The organism is Rhodospirillales bacterium (assembly GCA_016712595.1).
Taxonomy (GTDB): domain Bacteria; phylum Pseudomonadota; class Alphaproteobacteria; order Rhodospirillales; family Defluviicoccaceae; genus Defluviicoccus.
This window is the reverse complement of record JADJQT010000006.1, coordinates 68,609-86,611: the sequence shown is the minus strand read 5'-3', so window position 1 is coordinate 86,611 and position 18,003 is coordinate 68,609. Positions and strand designations below refer to the sequence as shown.

The window sequence follows — 18,003 nt, the reverse complement described above, 5'->3', positions numbered from 1 at the left end:
GAAAAATAATCATCCGGCTTGATGGTCCGCGTCTTGCATATCGCGATGCGGCCGCGCGCAGGACCGGCCGGGCGGGCGAGGGGGAGCCTCGCGTCCGTCCCGCTGCATGCCGCGTTGCTTGGCGCTCGCGAACGGATCAACCGAACACGCGTAAGAACGTTCGCCAAACCTGGAGAATTCCTCTTATGGCATTGATCACATTTTCCTCCCCGGTCATGAAGAAGGACGTGACCGTTTACGCCGTTGCCGGCGACCGGGGCACGTTGCTCGCCGTTGCCAAAGCACACAAAATTCCAATTCCGTTCGACTGCGGAAACGGCGAATGCGGCTCGTGCCTGGTGGAGGTCACCCATCTCGATCCGTCCTTGCGCATGGGCCTCACCCTCAACGAGAAAGAAAAGGAGCAGCTTCGCCAGCTCGGCAAGATCACCGAGGCGGAGATCGAGGAAGCTGAGGTCAATGACATGCCGCCGCGCTATCGGCTCGCGTGTCAGTATTTTGTCCGCAAGGAAGACATCCTGGTGACCTTCGGCGGTGACGAAACCCTGCCGGCGCAACGCCCGGCGACGACCCATGCGGCGCCGATCTTCAACGACCGCATGGAACTCCGCTCCGTCGGGGATTTCCTCGCGCATGCCGTTGCCGTCGAGCAATCGGCCGCCGATCACTTCGACGAGTTGGCGGAGTCGATGGACGGCTGCGGCAACAAGGAAGTCGCGGAACTGTTCCGCCAGCTTGCCGGCTATTCCCGCCTGCACCTGCAAGACGCCAAGGAGCGGGCCAGCGCCATCGATGTAACCGGCCGCATGCCCAAGGAGTACGACTGGCCCGATATGGAGGCTCCCGAGCAAACGGAGCTATGGGCCGGTGATTCGTCGTTGACGCGTAGTGACGCGCTCAAGGCAGCCCTGAAGGGCGAGACGCGTGGCTTCGAGTTCTATCACTACGTTGCCGAGACGACGGCGGATGCGGAAATTCGCGCGCTGGCCAAGGAGTTCCGCAAGGAAGAGCAGGAGCACGTAAAGATCCTCGAGCGTTGGATCATCCAGGAAGAGGCCCGCGCCAACGCCTGATCTCTTCGCCGACCTTCCGAGTATCGATGCGACGGTCTAAAAGGAGAGCCGATCCCGGCAATGGGATCGGCGCTCGCGCGGCGATAACGGCAGCCGTGGGGGTGAGGCCACCAACGGCGGTCGTTCGGAGTGCGCGGGGTGATGAGCCCGTTTCGTTTTGTGCACGCGGCGGATCTGCACCTCGATAGTCCGCTCATCGGCCTGCGCCGGCGGGCCGAAGGCTACGCCGGACGGATCGAGACCGCCTCGCGCGCCGCGTTCGACAACCTGATCGCCCTGGCCATCGACGAAGGCTGCCGCCTGCTGCTGATCGCTGGCGACGTCTTCGACGGGCAGTGGCGCGACTATCGCACCGGCCTGTTCTTTGCCGACCGGATGGGCCGGCTGCGCAAGGCCGGCGTGGCGGTGGTGATGATCGCCGGCAACCACGATGCCGAGAATCGCTTCGCCGCCGGCCTTCCTCTGACCGACAATGCCCGGCTGCTCTCGTCTCGTGCCCCCGAGACCGTCGTATTCGACGACATCGGTGTTGCCGTGCACGGGCAGAGCTTTCCTCAGCGTGACGTTCGCGAAAACATCGCTCGTGCCTATCCGCCGCCGCTCGACGGCCGGTTCAACATTGGACTGCTGCACTCCGCGTGCACCGGCCGCGACGGCCATGAGCCCTACGCGCCGTGCACGGTCGAGCAGCTTGCCGCGCACGGGTATCAATATTGGGCGCTCGGCCACGTTCACGCCCACGAGATTCTGGCGAGCGAGCCGCCGATCGTCTTCTCCGGCAACCTTCAGGGCCGCAGCATTCGCGAGACTGGTGTCAAGGGCGCGATGCTTGTTGCGGTCGACGACGGGCAGGTGAGCCGGATCGAGCATCGTCCGCTTGACCTCGTCCGCTGGGCGGTGGAGCGGGTTTCCATCGCCGGCATCGCCGAGCGGACCGAGGTGCTGATCGCCGTGAGCGCGGCGGTTGAGCGTGCGCTGGCGGCGGCGGACGGGCGAGGCCTCGCGGTACGCCTGCGCCTTATCGGCGCGACACCGCTCCACGCCGAATTGGCGGCGACGGAGGCCGCGCTGGGTGAAGAGATTGAAACCCTCGTCGCCGGCCTTGGCGATGACGTGTGGATCGAACGGATCGAACTTCGCACCGCACCGCCGCCGTTTGCGGGGAAGCCGATTGATCCATCGCTGGGGGGCCGCTTGCGCCGCTGCCTTGCTGATCTCGCCGCCGATCCATGGCTGGCCGAGCGCTTGCAGGTGCGCGTGAATGAGGTTCGCGCCAAGGTCCCGGCAGGCGCGCGGGTGGATGCGCTGATTGCCGAGCTCGACTCCGAAGCGTTGGAGGCGGCGCAGGCACTGGCGGCGGCGATGATCGAGCACGGGGGCGCGTGAGCGATGCGCCTGCTCAGCCTCGGCATCGAGAAATACGGCATTTTCGCCGAGCGCACGGTGGTGCTGCCGGCCGATTCCCGCCTTGTCGTGCTGTTTGGGGCAAACGAAGCCGGCAAGAGCACCTGCCTTGCCGCCATCATCGACTTTCTCTTCGGTATTCCCCACGCCTCACCGCAGGGTCAGGTCTTCGGCTACGATCAGATGCGATTGAGCGCGACGCTTGCCCGCGCCGATGGCAGCACGGTGTGTTTGCGTCGTCGCAAGGGCCGGCAAGGACGATCTTTGAGTGATGCCGATGGGCGGCGCGTCGACGATGCTGTTCTCGGCAGCATTCTGGGGGCGACCGGCCGCGAGCGCTTCGAGACCCTGTTCGGCATCGATCACGCCTCCTTGCGTTCGGGCGGTGACCGGCTGCTGGCGGCAGACGGCGACGTCGGCCGACTGATCGTCGAGGCGGGCGGCGGTCTGCGCGGCCTCGTCGATGCCATGGTGCAATTGAAGGCGGAGGCGGAGCGCAATTTCTCCGTCCGTCGCTCGGCCGAGCGGCTGTTTTACCAGGCGCTCGACGCGTTCGACGCCGCCGACCGGCAGGTTCGTGACGGAACGCTGACCCGCGAAGCGTTCAAGCAGGCGCTCGAGCGTGAACGCACGGCGATGGAGGAGCGCGACGCGCTGGCCGTCCGCGTGATCGAGACGCGCGAACGGGCCTCGAAGCTGCACAGACTCGAGCGCGTGATCCCGGCGTTGCGGCGTCTCGATGCGATCGAGCGCGACCTTGCCGCTTACGCCGATGTCGCGCCACTGCCAGCCGGCTTTGCTGGCAGAGCGCGCGAGGCGCTCGCGGCGCTCGACGTGGCAGAGCGCGCGGTGCGCGAGATCGGCCAACAGATCGAGGCGCTCGCCGAAGAAGAACGCGCCATCGTGGTGACGCCGGGGCTGCTCGATGGCGAAGCGGTGATCCGCAACCTCGCCAAGACCGCGGTTACCGTCGAGAAGGCGCGGGCCGACCGGCTCAATCGCCAGCAGGAGCGCGCGGACAGCGAAGCCAAGCTAAACACGCTGCGCGCCAGTATCGGACTTGCCGCCGACACCGACCTCGCCGCCCGCATGCCGGAGGAGGCTCACATTCGTAAAGTCCAGGGCCTTGCCGCCGAGGGGCTGGCGCTGCCGGCGAAGATCGACCAGGCGACCGAGCAACTGGCCGAGGATGAGGTGGCGCTGGCGCATTTGCGACGGGATCATGAGGACCACGTCCGAAGAGGAACCGACACGCCGCTCGGCTGCGATGCGGGAGAACTCGCGTCCATCGCCTCGGCGCAGGCGGATCTCGACGAACAGGAACGCCAGGACGCGCAGTCGCGCGCGGCGCTGGCGGAGCGGCTCCACGACCTTGGCTTTGCCGACATCGCAACGCTCGCTGCCTGGCGTTGCCCGGATGCGGCGGTGGTTCAGGCGCACATCGATGCCGGCAAAACGCTCGACGGCGAGAGGGTCAAGATGGCCGAGGCCATCGCTCGCGAAACCACCCGCCGCGACGCGGCTGCGATCGAGATCGCCGAGCTGACCGAGGCCGCGACCCTGCCGTCCGCGGCCGCCATCGCCGACGCGCGCGCATCGCGCAACCAGGCCTGGGCGGGGATCTCCGCGCGCTATCTCGATGCCGACGGATCGGCCCTCGCCGCCCGGCCGCTCGACCAGCGCCGCGACGACGCTGCGGAACTGGGCAGGCTCATTGGCGAGGCCGATGATCTCGCCGACCGGGCGGCAGCCGAGGCCGATCGTCTGGCCCGCCTCGACCGTTTGAGGCGCGAACACAGCGATGCCGAGGTCGCGCTCGCCGCGCTCGGCTTGCAGCACCGCCGGCTTGAGGCGTGCCGCGCGGAACTGGATGCGGCGTGGCGGGCGTCCTGGCCGGAGGCGATGGAGCGCTGCGCCGATCCCGGCGTGTTGAAGCGCCTGGTCGAGCAGCGGCGCGAGGTTCTCAACCTTGCCGAGGACGGTGAGACGGTGGTGCGCGGCCTTACCCGTCTGCGGGCGAGCCAGGCCGAGCGTCTGGCGGCCATGGCGCGGGCACACACGCGGCTGGGCTTGGCGGAAGGCCCGGGCTGTCCGTTGGCCGTCCGCGTCGACGCGGTGATAACAGCCATCCGTGCCCACGAAAGCGCCTACGACGCATGCCGCCGCGACGAGGCAGCGATCCGCGATCTTGATCGCCGCATCGCCCAGGTGCGCGATGCGCTCGGCCGTCAGCAGGCGGCGCTGGCCGAGTGGCGCCGCGTCTGGGCGGAGGCCGTACGGCCGCTGGGCCTCGACGCAGGCGCCAGTGCCGAACAGGGCAACGCGGTGGCGATGCATTGGGGGAGTGCCGCCGGCGTGCTCGATACCCTGCGGCTGACGCTCAAGCGGTTGGCGCGGATGGACGAGGACGAAGAACAACTCAGACAGCGGATCACCGAGTTTGCCGGCCGCTTGACTTTCGCTCTGCCCGACGATCCGTTGGCCGCCGCCGCGAATCTGGACAAGCAGTTGGACGAGGCGCGCAAATCTGCCGCCGAACGCGAGACCCTCGCCAGGCAGCGGAACAAGCTGATGCGTGAGCGCGACCTCAAGCAAAATGGGCTCGATGTCGCCGTCGCTGCGGTCGCCGACCTGTGCGGTAACGCAGGGTGCGACGCCGCCGGCCTGCCGGCAATCGCCATGCGCTGCGAGGAGCGGGCGCGCCTTATCGATCAGCGGCGGGGTGAGTTGCAAACAATTGCCACCGCCGGTGACGGCCTTGGCGTCGCCGCGCTCCGGGAGCAGTGGGGCGGCCGCGACCTCGACGCCGTCGCCGCCGCGCGCTCGGAGGCGGATGCCGAACAGGAGCGCCTCGCCATGGAGCGCGACGGGGCGGTGCTGCGCCTGCAGGACCGGGGCCGGGAGGTCAACGCATTCACCGCTTCGGCGGGCATCAATGAAGCGGTGGCGGCGCGCGAGAGCGCGGCCACCGAATTGCGGCTGGCGGCCCGCCGCTACGTCGAGCGCATGCTGGCGCACGATCTGCTGTCGGCGGCGATCGAGCGGGTTCGGGCCGAGCAGCAGGACCCGCTGGTGATGCGCGCCAGCACCCTGTTCGCCGCGGCGACGGGCAACGCTTTCGTCGCCATCGAGACCGACATCGACGATCGCGGCGAGCCGATCGTGGTCGGCCGGCGCGCCTCGGGAGAAACCGTGCACGTGGCGCGGATGAGCGACGGGACGCGCGACCAGATGTTCCTCGCCTTCCGCATTGCCGCCGTCGAGCAGTATTGCCGCGCGACCGAACCGCTGCCGTTCATCGCCGATGATCTGCTGGTGCATTTCGACGATGCGCGTAGCGAGGCCACACTCGGCCTGCTCGCCGACCTCGCCGCGACCACCCAGGTCCTGCTGTTCACCCACCACCAGCGCATCGCCGAGGCCGCGGCGCCACTCGCAGCGCAAGGCCGGGCGAGCATCGTCGACCTCGCGGGCTGCTGACACCGTCGATCGGATGCCCCGTGGCCGGACGGGGGTCCGCGCCGGGGCTTTTCCTCAGCAAGACGTCAAAAAACCTGTGCGGCAAATTCGAGGTGGGTGCGCCGCCGCAGCCCGTGGATCGATTTCAGCGCAGCGAGAAGAGCGGAGCGGGTGCGTTTGTCGAGCGCCTGGGGATCGATGAAGTAGCTGGTGCGCCGGCCGGCGCGAAAATCGGCGAGCTGTTGACGAAGCAAGGTGTCGGTCACGACGCCAAAGGCGCTCGACAGCTCTTCGGCCTCGCGTCGCTCGAATACGCCCTTCTCGGTCAGGGCGGCGATGCGCTCCAATGTCGGCGTGGCTTCGATACCCTCACGAAGGGCAAGCAGGCGGACCGAGCTGACCAGCGGCAAGGTCCCTGTGTATTTCAGGTTCACTTGGCCACGGTATTCGCGGCTGCGCCGTTCATGGACGAACCCGCCGAACAGACCCAGTGCCATGCTGTGCTCGACCTTGTCCTGATACATCTGCCGCAGGAAGGTGCGGTTGTTGCGCACGAGACCGGTGACGGCGTGGCGCAACTCGCGGGCCAGCGCGGTATCGCCCCACACCGACTGGAAGTCGAAAAAGATGTCGGCGAGGCGGATGGCGACGGTGCTGCCCGCGCTGGTCCATTGGCGGATCTGCGCGATCCACTGCGGCAGCGTCTTGCGCCACAGCGGGTTGACCGCCATGCAATAGCCGTTGCAGTAAGGAATACCGACCGCGTTGAGGTCGCGGCACATTCGTTCGGCGAGCTCGATAAAGAACGCGTCGACCCGACTGTGTTCCGTGTCGGGATAGGCGCTAACGATAAAGCCGTTGTCCTGATCGGGAAAAAGAAAGTTCTCCTCCCGTCCGCCGGAGCCCATAACGATCGTCGCCGCCGAGCCTGGTGGCTCGCCCCATCCCTCCGCCGCCATGGTGCGCAGCCCGGCCTCGCCGATGCGTCGGTAAATATCGCAATTGATCCGCGTCAGCAGGCGCTGAATTTCAAACGCTGGCAGGTGGTCGGCGAAGAGCTCTTCTGCCAGTTCCACCTGGGCCGACTTGACCTCGCGCATGCCCGCGACCGTATCGTCACGGCTCAGACGGTCAATCTGCCGCATCAGTCCATCCGAGGCGGCGGCGAGCGCGTCGTGAAGATAGAGCATGCCGGCGAGGCGGCCGGTGCGATCGACCACCGGCATGTGTCGCAGGTCGTGGCGCCGCATCCACGCGATTGCGCAGTAAAGGTACTCGCGCCGTTCGATGGTCAATACCGGCGCGGTCATCACCGTTTCGACCGGCGCTTCTGGCGGAACGCGAAATGCGATGCGTCGGGCGACGTCCCGCTCGGTGAGAATTCCGATCGGCCGCTCGCCGGCGTCGACGATAATGGCGCAGGAAACCTTTTCAGTGGTCAGACGGGCGACGATGTCCGCGCAAGGTGTGCCGGGGCGGATTGTGAGTACTGTCTCCCGCGGCCGGGCGAAATCCCGGACTCGCATACTGAACACCGCGGTTCGCGAGCGTTCGCGGGCCTCGTGCGGTGGAACAGGCATGACAGGGTGCGGTCGAGCAATGAATGGAACAAGCGAAGAGGCGGTCAAGCACCGGTAACGATCCTCGAGCGCAAGAAAGACGTCATTACGCGAAAAAAGTCAACCACAGCTCTCCTTCGAGGAGAAGTTTGCGAAGATTCCATTAGCATGACCGACGCCGGCAACGCAGAGACTGTCAAAAACGCTGAGGGCATGATCCGAGAGGTCTTTGTCGCGCGCCCATGTACTGCCTTGTTGTGCACCGTGCTCGAAGATGCTAAGGGAGGATTAACTTGAGGGTTGCCGGCTCGAAAAACTGGATCGGGTCGCATTCGCGAGAAAAGGCAGAACACCGTTGCTGGCAGGCGCGCGTGTATCCGCCTTCTGCCTTAAAGGCAGAAGCAGGGAGACCTAAGCCGGGACAATCGTCTCGAACGGTCAGGCGCCGCGCGGGCGAAGGACATGTAAGCGGCATGCCGTAAGGCGAACGGGCCGGTGGTCGGACCGTGGGCGCGCGCGTGAACGGCGCGGGACAGCGCGAGAGCGAAGGAGGAGAAGTGGCGCCGAAGGTCGTCTGGTTATTCGTCTTCGTGCTGCTGTACTGGGGATATTGTATCTTCTGGGGGATCCGCGGTGCGCGTCTGGCGCGGACGGCGAGCGATTACTTCATCGCTGGTCGCAAGCTTTCCTTGTGGGTCTTCGTGTTGGCGGCAACCGCCACCTCCTATTCCGGCTGGACGTTTATGGGCCATCCGGGGCTCATCTACCGGGACGGTTTCCAGTACGCTTACGCCTCGTTCTATGCGATCGCGATTCCGTTTACCGGCGTGATTTTCCTCAAGCGACAATGGATGCTGGGCAAGCGCTTCGGCTACGTCACTCCGGGCGAGATGATGGCCGACTATTTCCAAGGTGACGCGATCCGCGTGCTCACCGTCACCGTCGCCTTGTTCTACTCGATTCCCTACCTCGGTGTGCAGCTCGGCGCATCCGGGTACATGTTCAACGTGCTGACGACGACCGACGCCTTTCCCAATGGCATGGTCGGCGAGAACTTCGGCATGTGGATGCTGTCGCTGGTGGTGCTGATCTATGTGGCATCCGGCGGCCTGCGCGCGGTCGCCTACGTCGATACCGTCCAGTGCCTGCTGTTGTGGCTCGGCATCGTCATCGTCGGCGTCATCGCGCTGCAGGCGGTGGGCGGATGGGAATCGCTGAACCAGGCGATGGCCAGCCTCGCGCGCACGGATGTTGGGCGGTGGGGAACGACCGCGGGCGTCAGCGGCGCGGGCGGCGATTTTAACGCCTACTTCGCCGTGCCCGGCATCATCCAGTGGACGGCAGGAGTGGGCGACGACAGCGCGCCCACCGGCGGCATCTGGACCGGCATGATGATCCTGACCTACATGTTCGCGTTGATGGGGATCCAGGCGGCGCCGGCGTTTACCATGTGGTCGTTTTCCAATTCCGACCCGTCGCCGTTCGCACCACAGGCGGTCTGGGCATCGGCGGCCTGGATCGGTGGCACTCTTATCTTCTTTACGGCCATTCAGGGCATGGCGGCTCAGTTCCTTGGCGCCAACCCTTGGGTGAATGCGGCCGGCCTCGCCGTCGATCCGACGCTTATTCCAGCGAGCGTCGCCTTTCATCCCGACGCGCTGGTTCCACACTATTTCAACCTGATCGCTGATCACGCGCCCTGGCTCGTCGGCCTGCTCGCCGTCTGTGCGTTGGCGGCGATGCAGTCGACCGGCGCCGCCTACATGTCGACCGCCGGCGGCATCCTGACGCGTGATCTCTACAAGCGATACCTGAACCCGCGCGCGACCCATGTCACGCAAAAGCTGTTTGGTCGCCTGAGCGTTGCCTTCATCGTCGTTTGCGCCTTGCTGGTCGCGACCTATTCGCGCGACGCGCTCGTCCTGCTCGGAGGTCTTGCGGTCGCGTTCGGTTTTCAGATGTGGGTGCCGCTCGCCGCGATCTGTTACCTGCCGTGGATTACCCGCGCCGGCGCGACGTGGGGGCTCGCAGTTGGACTCATCGCGGTCGCGCTGACGGATTCCATCGGCCAGGACCTGCTCGGCCCGCTGCTACCGTGGCGGCGCTGGCCCCTGACCATCCATTCCGCTGGCTGGGGCATCGTCGCCAACATCGCAGTCTGCGTCGTGATCTCGGCGTTGACCCAGGACGAAAAGCAACGGGCGCATCGGCTGAAGTTCCATGCGTTCCTGCGCAATCATACCCGGCTTCCAGCCCACAAACGCCGTCTGGTGCCGTTGGCCTGGGTGATGACGATCGCCTGGCTGATCTTCGCCGTGGGTCCGGGAGCGGTGATCGGGAATTGGATCTTCGGTGATCCCGGAGCCGGCCGTGATGCCTGGACATTCGGCATACCCTCGATCTGGGCGTGGCAGATTCTCTTCTGGCTACTTGGGATCGCCTTACTGTGGTTCCTCGCCTATCGGATGGAAATGGCATCCGTGCCGGCAAAGGCGGTCGAGGCGCTGGTGGATGACATCGGCGATACACCGGCCACACGACCGATCGCCTAAGCGGCGGGTCGGATCGAAAACATAAGTCTTCCCGTTTGGAAACGAAGCGGGACGGGCGGTTTTTATCGTTGAATGAAAACACCCGGACTGGCTCTCACCGGCACATAAAATAATCGCGATAACGATCGCCGAAAGAGCGAACGCGATTGGTCGCGCTCCGTCAAAGTCCACATTCCACTGCTACTTTCATTTCAGGGCCGTTGACTTGCCAAAAAGTGTATGGCTAGATCCGAGGCAGGTAGGGCTTTCCGCACGGTTTTCGGCTTTGTTTGGGAGGGAGGAATATGCACGATTCAGAAGCGCGGCTGCACGCCGTCGCTGCCAAGCGATGGCGGATCGCCATCTGGCTGAGTGTCTTTATGCTGATCGTCTACTATGCGTTCATCTTGCTCGTCGCCTTCGACAAGCCGCTGCTGGGCACATTGATCAGCGATGGTCTCAGTCTCGGTATTCTCCTCGGCGCGCTCGTGATTGTTTGTGCATGGGTTCTGACCCTCATCTATGTGAACTGGGCGAACACCAAGTACGATCACGAGATCCATGAACTTGCGCATTTGCGGGGGTAGGCGATGAGCAGCGGATCCAACATAACAGCCATTGTCTTTTTCTTCATCTTCGTCAGCGCTACGCTGGTCGTAACCTACTGGGCGGCACGACGCACGAAAACGGCTGAACACTTCTACGCTGCAGGCCGCTCGATTTCAGGCTTTCAGAACGGGCTCGCTCTCGCCGGCGACTACATGAGTGCAGCGAGCTTCCTCGGCATTGCCGGCCTCGTCGCGATGAACGGTTTTGACGGCCTGATCTATTCGACCGGTTGGCTGGTCGGCTGGCCGATCATTTTGTTCCTCATCGCCGAGCCGTTGCGCAACCTCGGCAAATACACCTTCACCGATGTCGTCGCCTACCGGCTGAAGCAAAAGCCGGTTCGCATCGCCTCGGCGCTGGGTACGATGGCGGTGGTGCTGACCTATCTGATCGCACAGATGGTCGGCTCCGGAACGCTGATCACGCTGCTGTTCGGCATTCCCTACGTCTGGGCGTGCGTCATCGTCGGCGGCGTGATGATGACCTACGTGCTGTTCGGCGGAATGATCGCGACGACCTGGGTGCAGATCATCAAGGCGTGCCTGCTGCTCTGCGGCGCGGTGTTCATGGCGGTCATGGTGCTTGCCAAATTCGGATTCAGTCCGACCGCGCTGTTTGCCCAGGCGGCGCAGACGGGGTGCGATCCGACCGCCATGGCGGGCTCGCAGTTCTTCTGTTACGGCAGCAAAGTTCTCGAGCCGGGCACAAAAGTCGTCACCGGTGCTTGGGATGCCGTCTCGCTCGGGCTGGCGCTGATGTTCGGTACCGCAGGGTTGCCCCATATCCTGATGCGGTTCTACACCGTGCCGAACGCCAAGGCGGCGCGCATATCGGTGATGTGGGCGACGGTCTGGATCGGCGGGTTCTACCTGATCACCTTCATCCTCGGGTTCGGGGCGATGGTGCTGGTTGGTCAGAACAACATCCTGGCGGCTGGTGGCGGCGGTAATATGGCGGCGCCCCTGCTGGCACAGGTGCTCGCGGGGAACGCCTTCTTCGGCTTCATCTGCGCGGTCGCCTTCGCCACCATTCTCGCGGTGGTCGCCGGCCTGACGCTGGCGGGCGCGGGAGCACTTTCCCACGACCTGTGGGTCAACGTCATCCGCGGCGGTCATGCCCCTGAATCGGAACAGCTCAAGGTCGCCCGAGCGGCGTCGATCATTCTCGGCGTTTGCGCGGTGTTGCTTGGGATCGCCTTCAAAGGCCAGAACGTCGCCTATATGGTGGGGTTGACGTTCTCGATTGCCGCATCGGGGAATTTCCCGGCGCTGGTGATGTCCGTGTTCTGGCGACGGTTTACCACCGCTGGCGCGGTCACCAGCATCCTGTTCGGTACCATCGGCACCTTGGTGCTGATCTACTGCGGGCCGACCATCCAGATCGATCTGCTTGGTCCGGCGAAGCCGGCGGCGGGGGCAACCCCGGACATTGTGGACGCATACAACGCGGCGGTCGCTGCCATAAAGCTGCAGTGGTTCTACTTCCCCCTGAAGAACCCCTGCCTGATCACCATGACCGGCGCCTTTCTGCTTGGCATCATTGTCTCGCTGTTGGCCCCGGAGCGCTCGGCCGAAGAGGGCTTTGCCGAAGTCGAGCGGCGGGCGCTGCTTGGCGAACCGCGGGGCGTGGCGGCGGAATAGCCCGTAGGCCTCTCGTCGCCAAGGCGATCACCGGGCCGAAGGGCTTTCCCTTCGGCCCGTTTCTTTGTCGATTTTCGCCTCTATGGTAGAGTAATAGCGCGGCATGCGCCGCGTTTGCCGGGTCAATAGGGTGCCTGCCGAAGCGCAAGGCAGGGGGGTGGCATGACCGATCCGCAAGCAGAAACCTTTATTCGGACGGTTCGTCCATTCGACGTGCTCGACGACGGCGATATCAACCGGGTCGCCGACGCGCTGACACCGAGCCATTTCGCGCCTGGCGACGTGGTCATTCAGCGATTGAATTCGCCGGGCGCGCTTTACATCGTCGCCGATGGCGGTGTTGAAGAGTCCGATCAGGCCGGACCGATCAACGCTTACGGCGCCGGCTCGACGTTCGATTGCGTCGGACTGATCAACGGGCGGAGTGAAAACAGCTTCGTTGCGCGGACGCGCAGCGCCTGCTACCTGATGCCAGCGCAGCTGTTTCATGCCCTTTCGCGGCGCAATCCCGCGTTTCGCGATTTCTTCTTGCGAGAGCTGAACCGGCGCCTCGATGTGCAAGTGGCGGCGCAGCAGCAGCGCGAGGCGTCCTCGTTTTTGCTTGCCCGCCTGGGTGAGGGACATCTGCACCCACCCGTTTTCGTCGATCCCAAAACGACGCTTGTCGATGCGGCACGGCTTATGCGGGTGCGTGAGATCTCCGCCCTGCTCGTGCGTCGCGGCGATGCCGTCGGCATCTTCACCGAGCGCGACGTGCGCGAGCGTTCGGTTCTCATGGGCATGCCAGACTCAACGCCGATTGGCGATCTTGCCAGCGAGCGTCTGTTTACGCTCGATCACGACGATTTTTTGTTCAACGCCCTGGTGTTGATGACCGAACAGTCGATCCGGCATATCGTGGTTACCCGAGGGGGCGAGATCGAGGGCGTGTTTGAACAGGCGGACCTGCTGAGTGTTCTCGCCAATTCATCTTACGTCGTTGCCAGCAAGGTTGATCGATCGACAACCAGCGCGGAACTGGCGCAGGCCGTAGCTGGCGTGACGCAACTTGTCCGCTCCCTGTTCGAACGTGGCGTGAAGCCGCGCTACATCGCTCGCATCATCACCGATATCAATCGCAAGACCTTCCGCAAGGTGTTCGAAAAGACTGTTCCGCCGGGTTTGCAAGACCGGGTGTGCCTGATCGTGATGGGCAGCGAGGGGCGAGGAGAGCAGTTGCTCCGCACCGACCAGGATAACGGGCTGATCTTCGCCCTTGAACCGATGGAAGGCGAGCGCGCGACGGTCGCCGACGCGTTCACGCGCGATTTGATCGATCTCGGCTATCCGCCTTGCCCCGGCAACGTCATGGTCGCCAATCCGCAGTGGTCGAAATCGCTCGAAGGTTACCGTCGGTCCGTCCGCGCGTGGGTGGCGGCACCCACGGGCGACGCCTTGCTTAATCTCGCGATCCTCCTCGATGCCTCGGCCATTGCTGGCGATGGCGCGTTGCTCGGCACCCTGAAGTCTTCGCTGATGGACCTGGTCAGTAATGAAGATGCGCTTGCCGGACATTTTGCTCGCGCCGTCCTGGCGTTTCCGACTCCGCTGGGGCTGTTCGGGCGTATCACCATGAATGAGAACCTTAACGGCAAGCGCGGGATCGATATCAAGAAAGGCGGAATTTTTCCAATCGTACACGGTGTGCGGAGTTTGGCGCTACAGTACAGAATAACCGAAACCAATACCATCGGACGTATTCAGGCGTTGTGCGGCCGAGGTCCTTTCAGCGAGGAGTTTACCGCTGATCTGATCGAAGCTCTCGATTTCATGATGATGTTGCGACTACGGCAGCAATTCTCGGCGATCGACCGTGGCGATGTCTACGGGAACATCGTTCCGATCGACGATATGCACGGCTTTGAGCGCAACCTTCTGCGATCATCGCTAAAGATCGTCAAGCATTTCAAAACAGATGTCGCGCATCATTTCCGCCTGGACATGTTAACATGAGGGCATGCCGCCTTTTTTCATTGTTTATTCAACAGAATATGTCAGCCTATATTTTTGCCATCGCTGTCGGCATCGTGGTTTCGATCCCACGACGGCCTGCGAGGAACGACAAAGAGTGGCTTCGCCGGGGAGACTGATTTATGACCCGCAGTGGGTGGGTGATCCTGCTGTCGACCCTGTGCGCCCAACTCGCCTTGATCGCCGCAACCGCATGGGCATGCTGGGACCTGCTCGACTCCAGCCAGCAGACAAGCGCGGTGGAAATCGTCCAGCGCGCGGGTGGCGCGCTCTTGTTGGGCACCGTGGCGCTGTGCGGGCTGATCGGCGCGGTCATGTACGCGATTTTCTCGCGATGGGTTCGGCCATTGGGCGGTTTCGTCGAGGCGCTCCGGTTGATCGCCCTCAGCAACCCCCGCCACCGCGTATCGCAGAGCGGGACGCCCGAGATCGGCGCGCTGGCCATCGGCATCAACCTTTTGGCACAACGTTTCCAATCGCTGCATGACGACGTCGACGAGCGGATCCGTGAGGCCAACGCGCTGATCGAAGAAGAGAAAACGATCCTGATCACGCTGATGTCGAAGCTGACCCAGGGCGTTCTGGTGTGTAACCTCGAAGGCCGGATCCTGCTTTACAATCGCCAGGCGCAGCGCCTGCTTGAGCGATCCGCCGGCCAGTCTGAAGGCCACTGGATTGGTCTGGGGCGGACGGTATATGGCGCAATCGACGAAAACGTGATCCGCCATTCGCTCGAAAACATCCGCCACCGCCTTGATGGCGGCGAGACCAACCTGATGGTCCCGTTCGTGGCGCCGCGACCAGGCGGCCAAATGCTCAGTGCCCAGTTCATCCCGATCGTCGATCACGAGAAGTGCTTGAGCGGCTATATCCTTACCTTTTTGGACGTTACCCGGCAGTTCGATACCGAAAGCCGGCGGGGCGTTCTGCTGCAATCATTGACCGAGGGGCAGCGCTCGGCGATCGGCGGCATTCGTGCGGCCATCGAAACAGTTCTCGCCTTTCCGGAGATGGACGAGGCCGGCCGCCAGCAATTTTTCGAGGTTATCCGCGATGAGGCGCTGAAGGTCAGCGGCCATCTTGACCGTTTGGAAGTCGAATACGCCGAGGACCTGACGATTCAGCTTCCGTTCGAGGATATCCTCGGCAGTGACCTCCTGGCGACGCTCGAGCGAAACCTGGAAGAGACGCGCGGCGTCGTAATTGAGGTCAGCGCGCCGGTTGAGCCGGTCTGGTTGAAGATCGAGAGCTATGCGGTCATCCAGTGCCTGTTGTTTCTCGTCGATCAGTTGATCGCTTGGTGCCGGGCGGAGGACATGCAGTTGACCCTGGCGGCGAAACGCGCGCTGGCGTCGTTCGAGCTGCAATGGAGCGGCGCGGCGCTGGATATGGAGGCGCTGCGAAACTGGGGTATTCGCAACGTTACGACTGATCCGCGCGGCACGACGAAGACGTTGTTCGAGGCGATCGAGCAGTACGGTGGGGTCATCTGGGCCGATCGGTCCGCCGCGACGGGTCGGCCTTGCGTGCGACTGATCCTGCCGACCAGCGATCTCGACGTCGAAAGCGGCGTCCGTGCCGACGATGACTACGGACACGATTTCGACTTTCACCTGTTCGGGCAACGAAGCGAGACGCGCGATCTGATGTCGGTCTCGCTCGACCGGCTCAGCGTGACCGTACTCGATGTCGAAACCACCGGTCTCGATCCCGACAACGGCGATGAAATCATCGCCATTGGGGCCGTTCGCATCGTCAACGGCCGGATTCTACGCCAGGAAAACTTCGATAGTTTCGTCCACCCCAAGGGAGGGATATCGCTCCAGTCGCAGGCGATTCACGGCATTACCGCCAGCATGCTGCGAGGCGAGCCGCCGATCGAGGATGTCCTGCCGCGATTGCGCCGGTTCGTCGAGGATACGGTCATTGTCGGTCATAACGTCGACTTCGATATGCGGTTCTTTGCCGTCGCCGGCAGCCGGCTCGGTGTTTCGTTCGACCGCCCGGTGCTGGATACGCTGCTGCTTGAGTGCGCGATCAATCCCAACCACGAAGACAAGAGCCTGGAGGCGATCGCGGCGCGCCTCGGCAAGTCGGTGACCGGTCGTCACACGGCGCTCGGCGACGCATTGACGACCGCCGAGATCTTCGTCGCCCTGCAGCCACTGCTGGCGCAGAATGGCATCCGGACCTTGGGCGAGGCGATAAGCGCCTGTCGCTCAAGCCCCTATGCCCGCCTGACCGCCTGACCGCGCGATGTTCGCTCTTTCGAAATCGTCGCCGATAGCGGCCCCGCTGCTCCGCCTCGCCGCAATCATGCTCATCGCCGGACTCGTCGTGTTCGGTGGTGGGCTGCTCATCCGCTCCGGGGTGTTCGATTCACCGCCCGGCGCCTACGAAGTCCGCGAGGGTGATATTCTGCTGACGGACGGCGCCTATGGCGACGCGCTCGAACGTTTCGAGGCGGCGATCACTCTGGCACCCGACCATTATGGCGCCTGGATGGGCAAGGCGATCGCGCTGACGCAAAGCGGCCGGCCGGATGAGGCGCTTGCCGCGTTTTCGTTCGTCATCGATGCGATCGGACGCCGCCTCGCCGGGGCAAACATACCGGGGGACGTTTCGAGGGGGGGCGCGGGACCGGGCGCGTCCGCAGCGCGTGCCACCGCGTCGGGCGGCGCAGATGCGGTCGAGGATGCGCCGGCGCGGGCCATCCTCGCCGCCGCGTATGCCGATCGCGGTATTCTCTTCGATCGCCTGGGCCGCTGGGACGAGGCGCTCGCCGACTACCGCCGCGCGCTGGCGCTCGATGCCAGTGTTGTTTCCCCGCCTGGGATCGTCGCGCGGATCCTTTATGGCAACGCCCATCCGTCGTCGGTCGCCAGGCGCGCGGAGTATCTCGCCCATCAGCTCGCCTTGCCTGCAGACGACCGGGTAATGCGCATCCCCGACATCGACGCCCGCCAGCGCATGCACAAGCCGTGATCGTTAGCATCGCGCCAGAGGCGGAGTCTTCGCCCGCAAGCGGGGGGCGGCCCGCGCTTGATCGGTGGGTAGCGGTCCGATAGGCTGCCCGGCGTGCGTCGGGTCGCGGAGTGCGGCGAATGAGCGAGGGGGACGTGTTCAGCGGGGGCTGCGCGTGCGGCGCCGTACGGTATCAATGCCGCGCCGATCCGATCATCGCCACTTTTTGCCAATGCCGCGCCTGCCAATGGGATAGCGGCGGCGGCCATTCATCGCACCTCGGCGTTGCCGCCGACGCGGTGACGGTTACGGGCGAGGTGCGTTTCTGGGAGACGATAGCAAAGAGCGGCGCCGTCACCCGTCGCGGCTTCTGCCCGACCTGCGGCTCGCCGATGCTCTTAACGTCGACCGGTATGGCGGGGGTGATCTTCCTGACCGCTGGCAGCCTCGACGATCCCGCGGTCTTCCGGCCGTCGATGGTGGTCTTCGCCAGCGAGGCGCCCGCCTGGGATGCAATCGATCCGTCGCTGCCCCGCTTCGCCGGAATGCCGCCCTCGCGGACCTGATTCCCTCGTGTGCCGCCACCCGCCGGGGAACGGCCAGCCTGCTCCATTGGACCCTGCCGCGCAGTAGAGGGATGTGGCATAGGTAGCGGCTTTGAACTAACATCGCCCCGTGCCGCCCGTCGTAGACGGGCCGAGATACCGGTTGCTCTCGTCGTCAGCGCATCTGAACGCACGAAGGCGATATTTCC

At 64.3% G+C, this 18,003-nt stretch carries 11 protein-coding genes; 10 read left to right on the top strand and 1 reads right to left on the bottom strand.

The features are described 5' to 3' along the window. The first annotated feature begins 185 nt into the window (after positions 1-185). The 3 genes from IPK66_18230 (at position 186) to IPK66_18220 (ending at position 5,957) form a co-directional block, all read left to right on the top strand. The gene (locus IPK66_18230) at positions 186-1,073 is read left to right on the top strand and encodes a 2Fe-2S iron-sulfur cluster binding domain-containing protein (GenBank protein ID MBK8177117.1); all 888 of its coding nucleotides are present in this window, start codon (positions 186-188) and stop codon (positions 1,071-1,073) included. Positions 1,074-1,214: 141 nt separating this feature from the next. After that, positions 1,215-2,459 carry a DNA repair exonuclease gene (locus tag IPK66_18225; protein ID MBK8177116.1) on the top strand — a complete coding sequence of 415 codons (1,245 nt, stop codon included), beginning with the start codon at positions 1,215-1,217 and terminating at the stop codon, positions 2,457-2,459. Positions 2,460-2,462: 3 nt separating this feature from the next. Further along, a complete protein-coding gene (locus IPK66_18220) occupies positions 2,463-5,957 on the top strand; it encodes an AAA family ATPase (protein MBK8177115.1) in 3,495 nt (1,164 codons plus the stop codon). Positions 5,958-6,022: 65 nt separating this feature from the next. On the opposite strand, the gene IPK66_18215 is transcribed toward IPK66_18220, so the two are convergent. Further along, the gene (locus IPK66_18215) at positions 6,023-7,462 is read right to left on the bottom strand and encodes a CBS domain-containing protein (protein MBK8177114.1); all 1,440 of its coding nucleotides are present in this window, start codon (positions 7,460-7,462) and stop codon (positions 6,023-6,025) included. Positions 7,463-8,052: 590 nt separating this feature from the next. On the opposite strand from IPK66_18215, the gene IPK66_18210 reads away from it, so the two are divergent. The 7 genes from IPK66_18210 to IPK66_18180 all read left to right on the top strand — a co-directional run bounded on the left by IPK66_18210 (position 8,053) and on the right by IPK66_18180 (position 17,815). Next, complete coding sequence (locus tag IPK66_18210) at positions 8,053-10,047, top strand: sodium:solute symporter family protein (protein MBK8177113.1); 1,995 nt, start codon at positions 8,053-8,055, stop codon at positions 10,045-10,047. A 284-nt stretch (positions 10,048-10,331) separates the two neighbouring features. After that, complete coding sequence (locus IPK66_18205; protein MBK8177112.1) at positions 10,332-10,613, top strand: DUF485 domain-containing protein; 282 nt, start codon at positions 10,332-10,334, stop codon at positions 10,611-10,613. Between the two features lie 3 nt (positions 10,614-10,616). Next, positions 10,617-12,275: a cation/acetate symporter ActP gene (gene actP / locus IPK66_18200; protein ID MBK8177111.1), complete on the top strand. Its 1,659-nt coding sequence runs from the start codon at positions 10,617-10,619 to the stop codon at positions 12,273-12,275. Positions 12,276-12,437: 162 nt separating this feature from the next. Then, complete coding sequence (locus IPK66_18195) at positions 12,438-14,267, top strand: cyclic nucleotide-binding/CBS domain-containing protein (protein ID MBK8177110.1); 1,830 nt, start codon at positions 12,438-12,440, stop codon at positions 14,265-14,267. Between the two features lie 140 nt (positions 14,268-14,407). Further along, positions 14,408-16,534 carry a DNA polymerase III subunit epsilon gene (locus IPK66_18190; GenBank protein MBK8177109.1) on the top strand — a complete coding sequence of 709 codons (2,127 nt, stop codon included), beginning with the start codon at positions 14,408-14,410 and terminating at the stop codon, positions 16,532-16,534. Positions 16,535-16,541: 7 nt separating this feature from the next. Beyond that, a complete protein-coding gene (locus tag IPK66_18185) occupies positions 16,542-17,270 on the top strand; it encodes a tetratricopeptide repeat protein (protein ID MBK8177108.1) in 729 nt (242 codons plus the stop codon). A gap of 119 nt (positions 17,271-17,389) precedes the next feature. After that, positions 17,390-17,815 carry a GFA family protein gene (locus IPK66_18180; GenBank protein MBK8177107.1) on the top strand — a complete coding sequence of 142 codons (426 nt, stop codon included), beginning with the start codon at positions 17,390-17,392 and terminating at the stop codon, positions 17,813-17,815. Positions 17,816-18,003: the final 188 nt, after the last annotated feature.

Coding starts and splice junctions, on each gene's coding strand:
- IPK66_18220 (MBK8177115.1), top strand. CDS start 2,463: ATGCGCCTGCTCAGCCTCGGCATCGAGAAATACGGCATTTTCGCCGAG.
- IPK66_18225 (MBK8177116.1), top strand. CDS start 1,215: ATGAGCCCGTTTCGTTTTGTGCACGCGGCGGATCTGCACCTCGATAGT.
- IPK66_18205 (MBK8177112.1), top strand. CDS start 10,332: ATGCACGATTCAGAAGCGCGGCTGCACGCCGTCGCTGCCAAGCGATGG.
- IPK66_18185 (MBK8177108.1), top strand. CDS start 16,542: ATGTTCGCTCTTTCGAAATCGTCGCCGATAGCGGCCCCGCTGCTCCGC.
- IPK66_18180 (MBK8177107.1), top strand. CDS start 17,390: ATGAGCGAGGGGGACGTGTTCAGCGGGGGCTGCGCGTGCGGCGCCGTA.
- actP (MBK8177111.1), top strand. CDS start 10,617: ATGAGCAGCGGATCCAACATAACAGCCATTGTCTTTTTCTTCATCTTC.
- IPK66_18190 (MBK8177109.1), top strand. CDS start 14,408: ATGACCCGCAGTGGGTGGGTGATCCTGCTGTCGACCCTGTGCGCCCAA.
- IPK66_18195 (MBK8177110.1), top strand. CDS start 12,438: ATGACCGATCCGCAAGCAGAAACCTTTATTCGGACGGTTCGTCCATTC.
- IPK66_18230 (MBK8177117.1), top strand. CDS start 186: ATGGCATTGATCACATTTTCCTCCCCGGTCATGAAGAAGGACGTGACC.
- IPK66_18215 (MBK8177114.1), bottom strand. CDS start 7,462: ATGCGAGTCCGGGATTTCGCCCGGCCGCGGGAGACAGTACTCACAATC.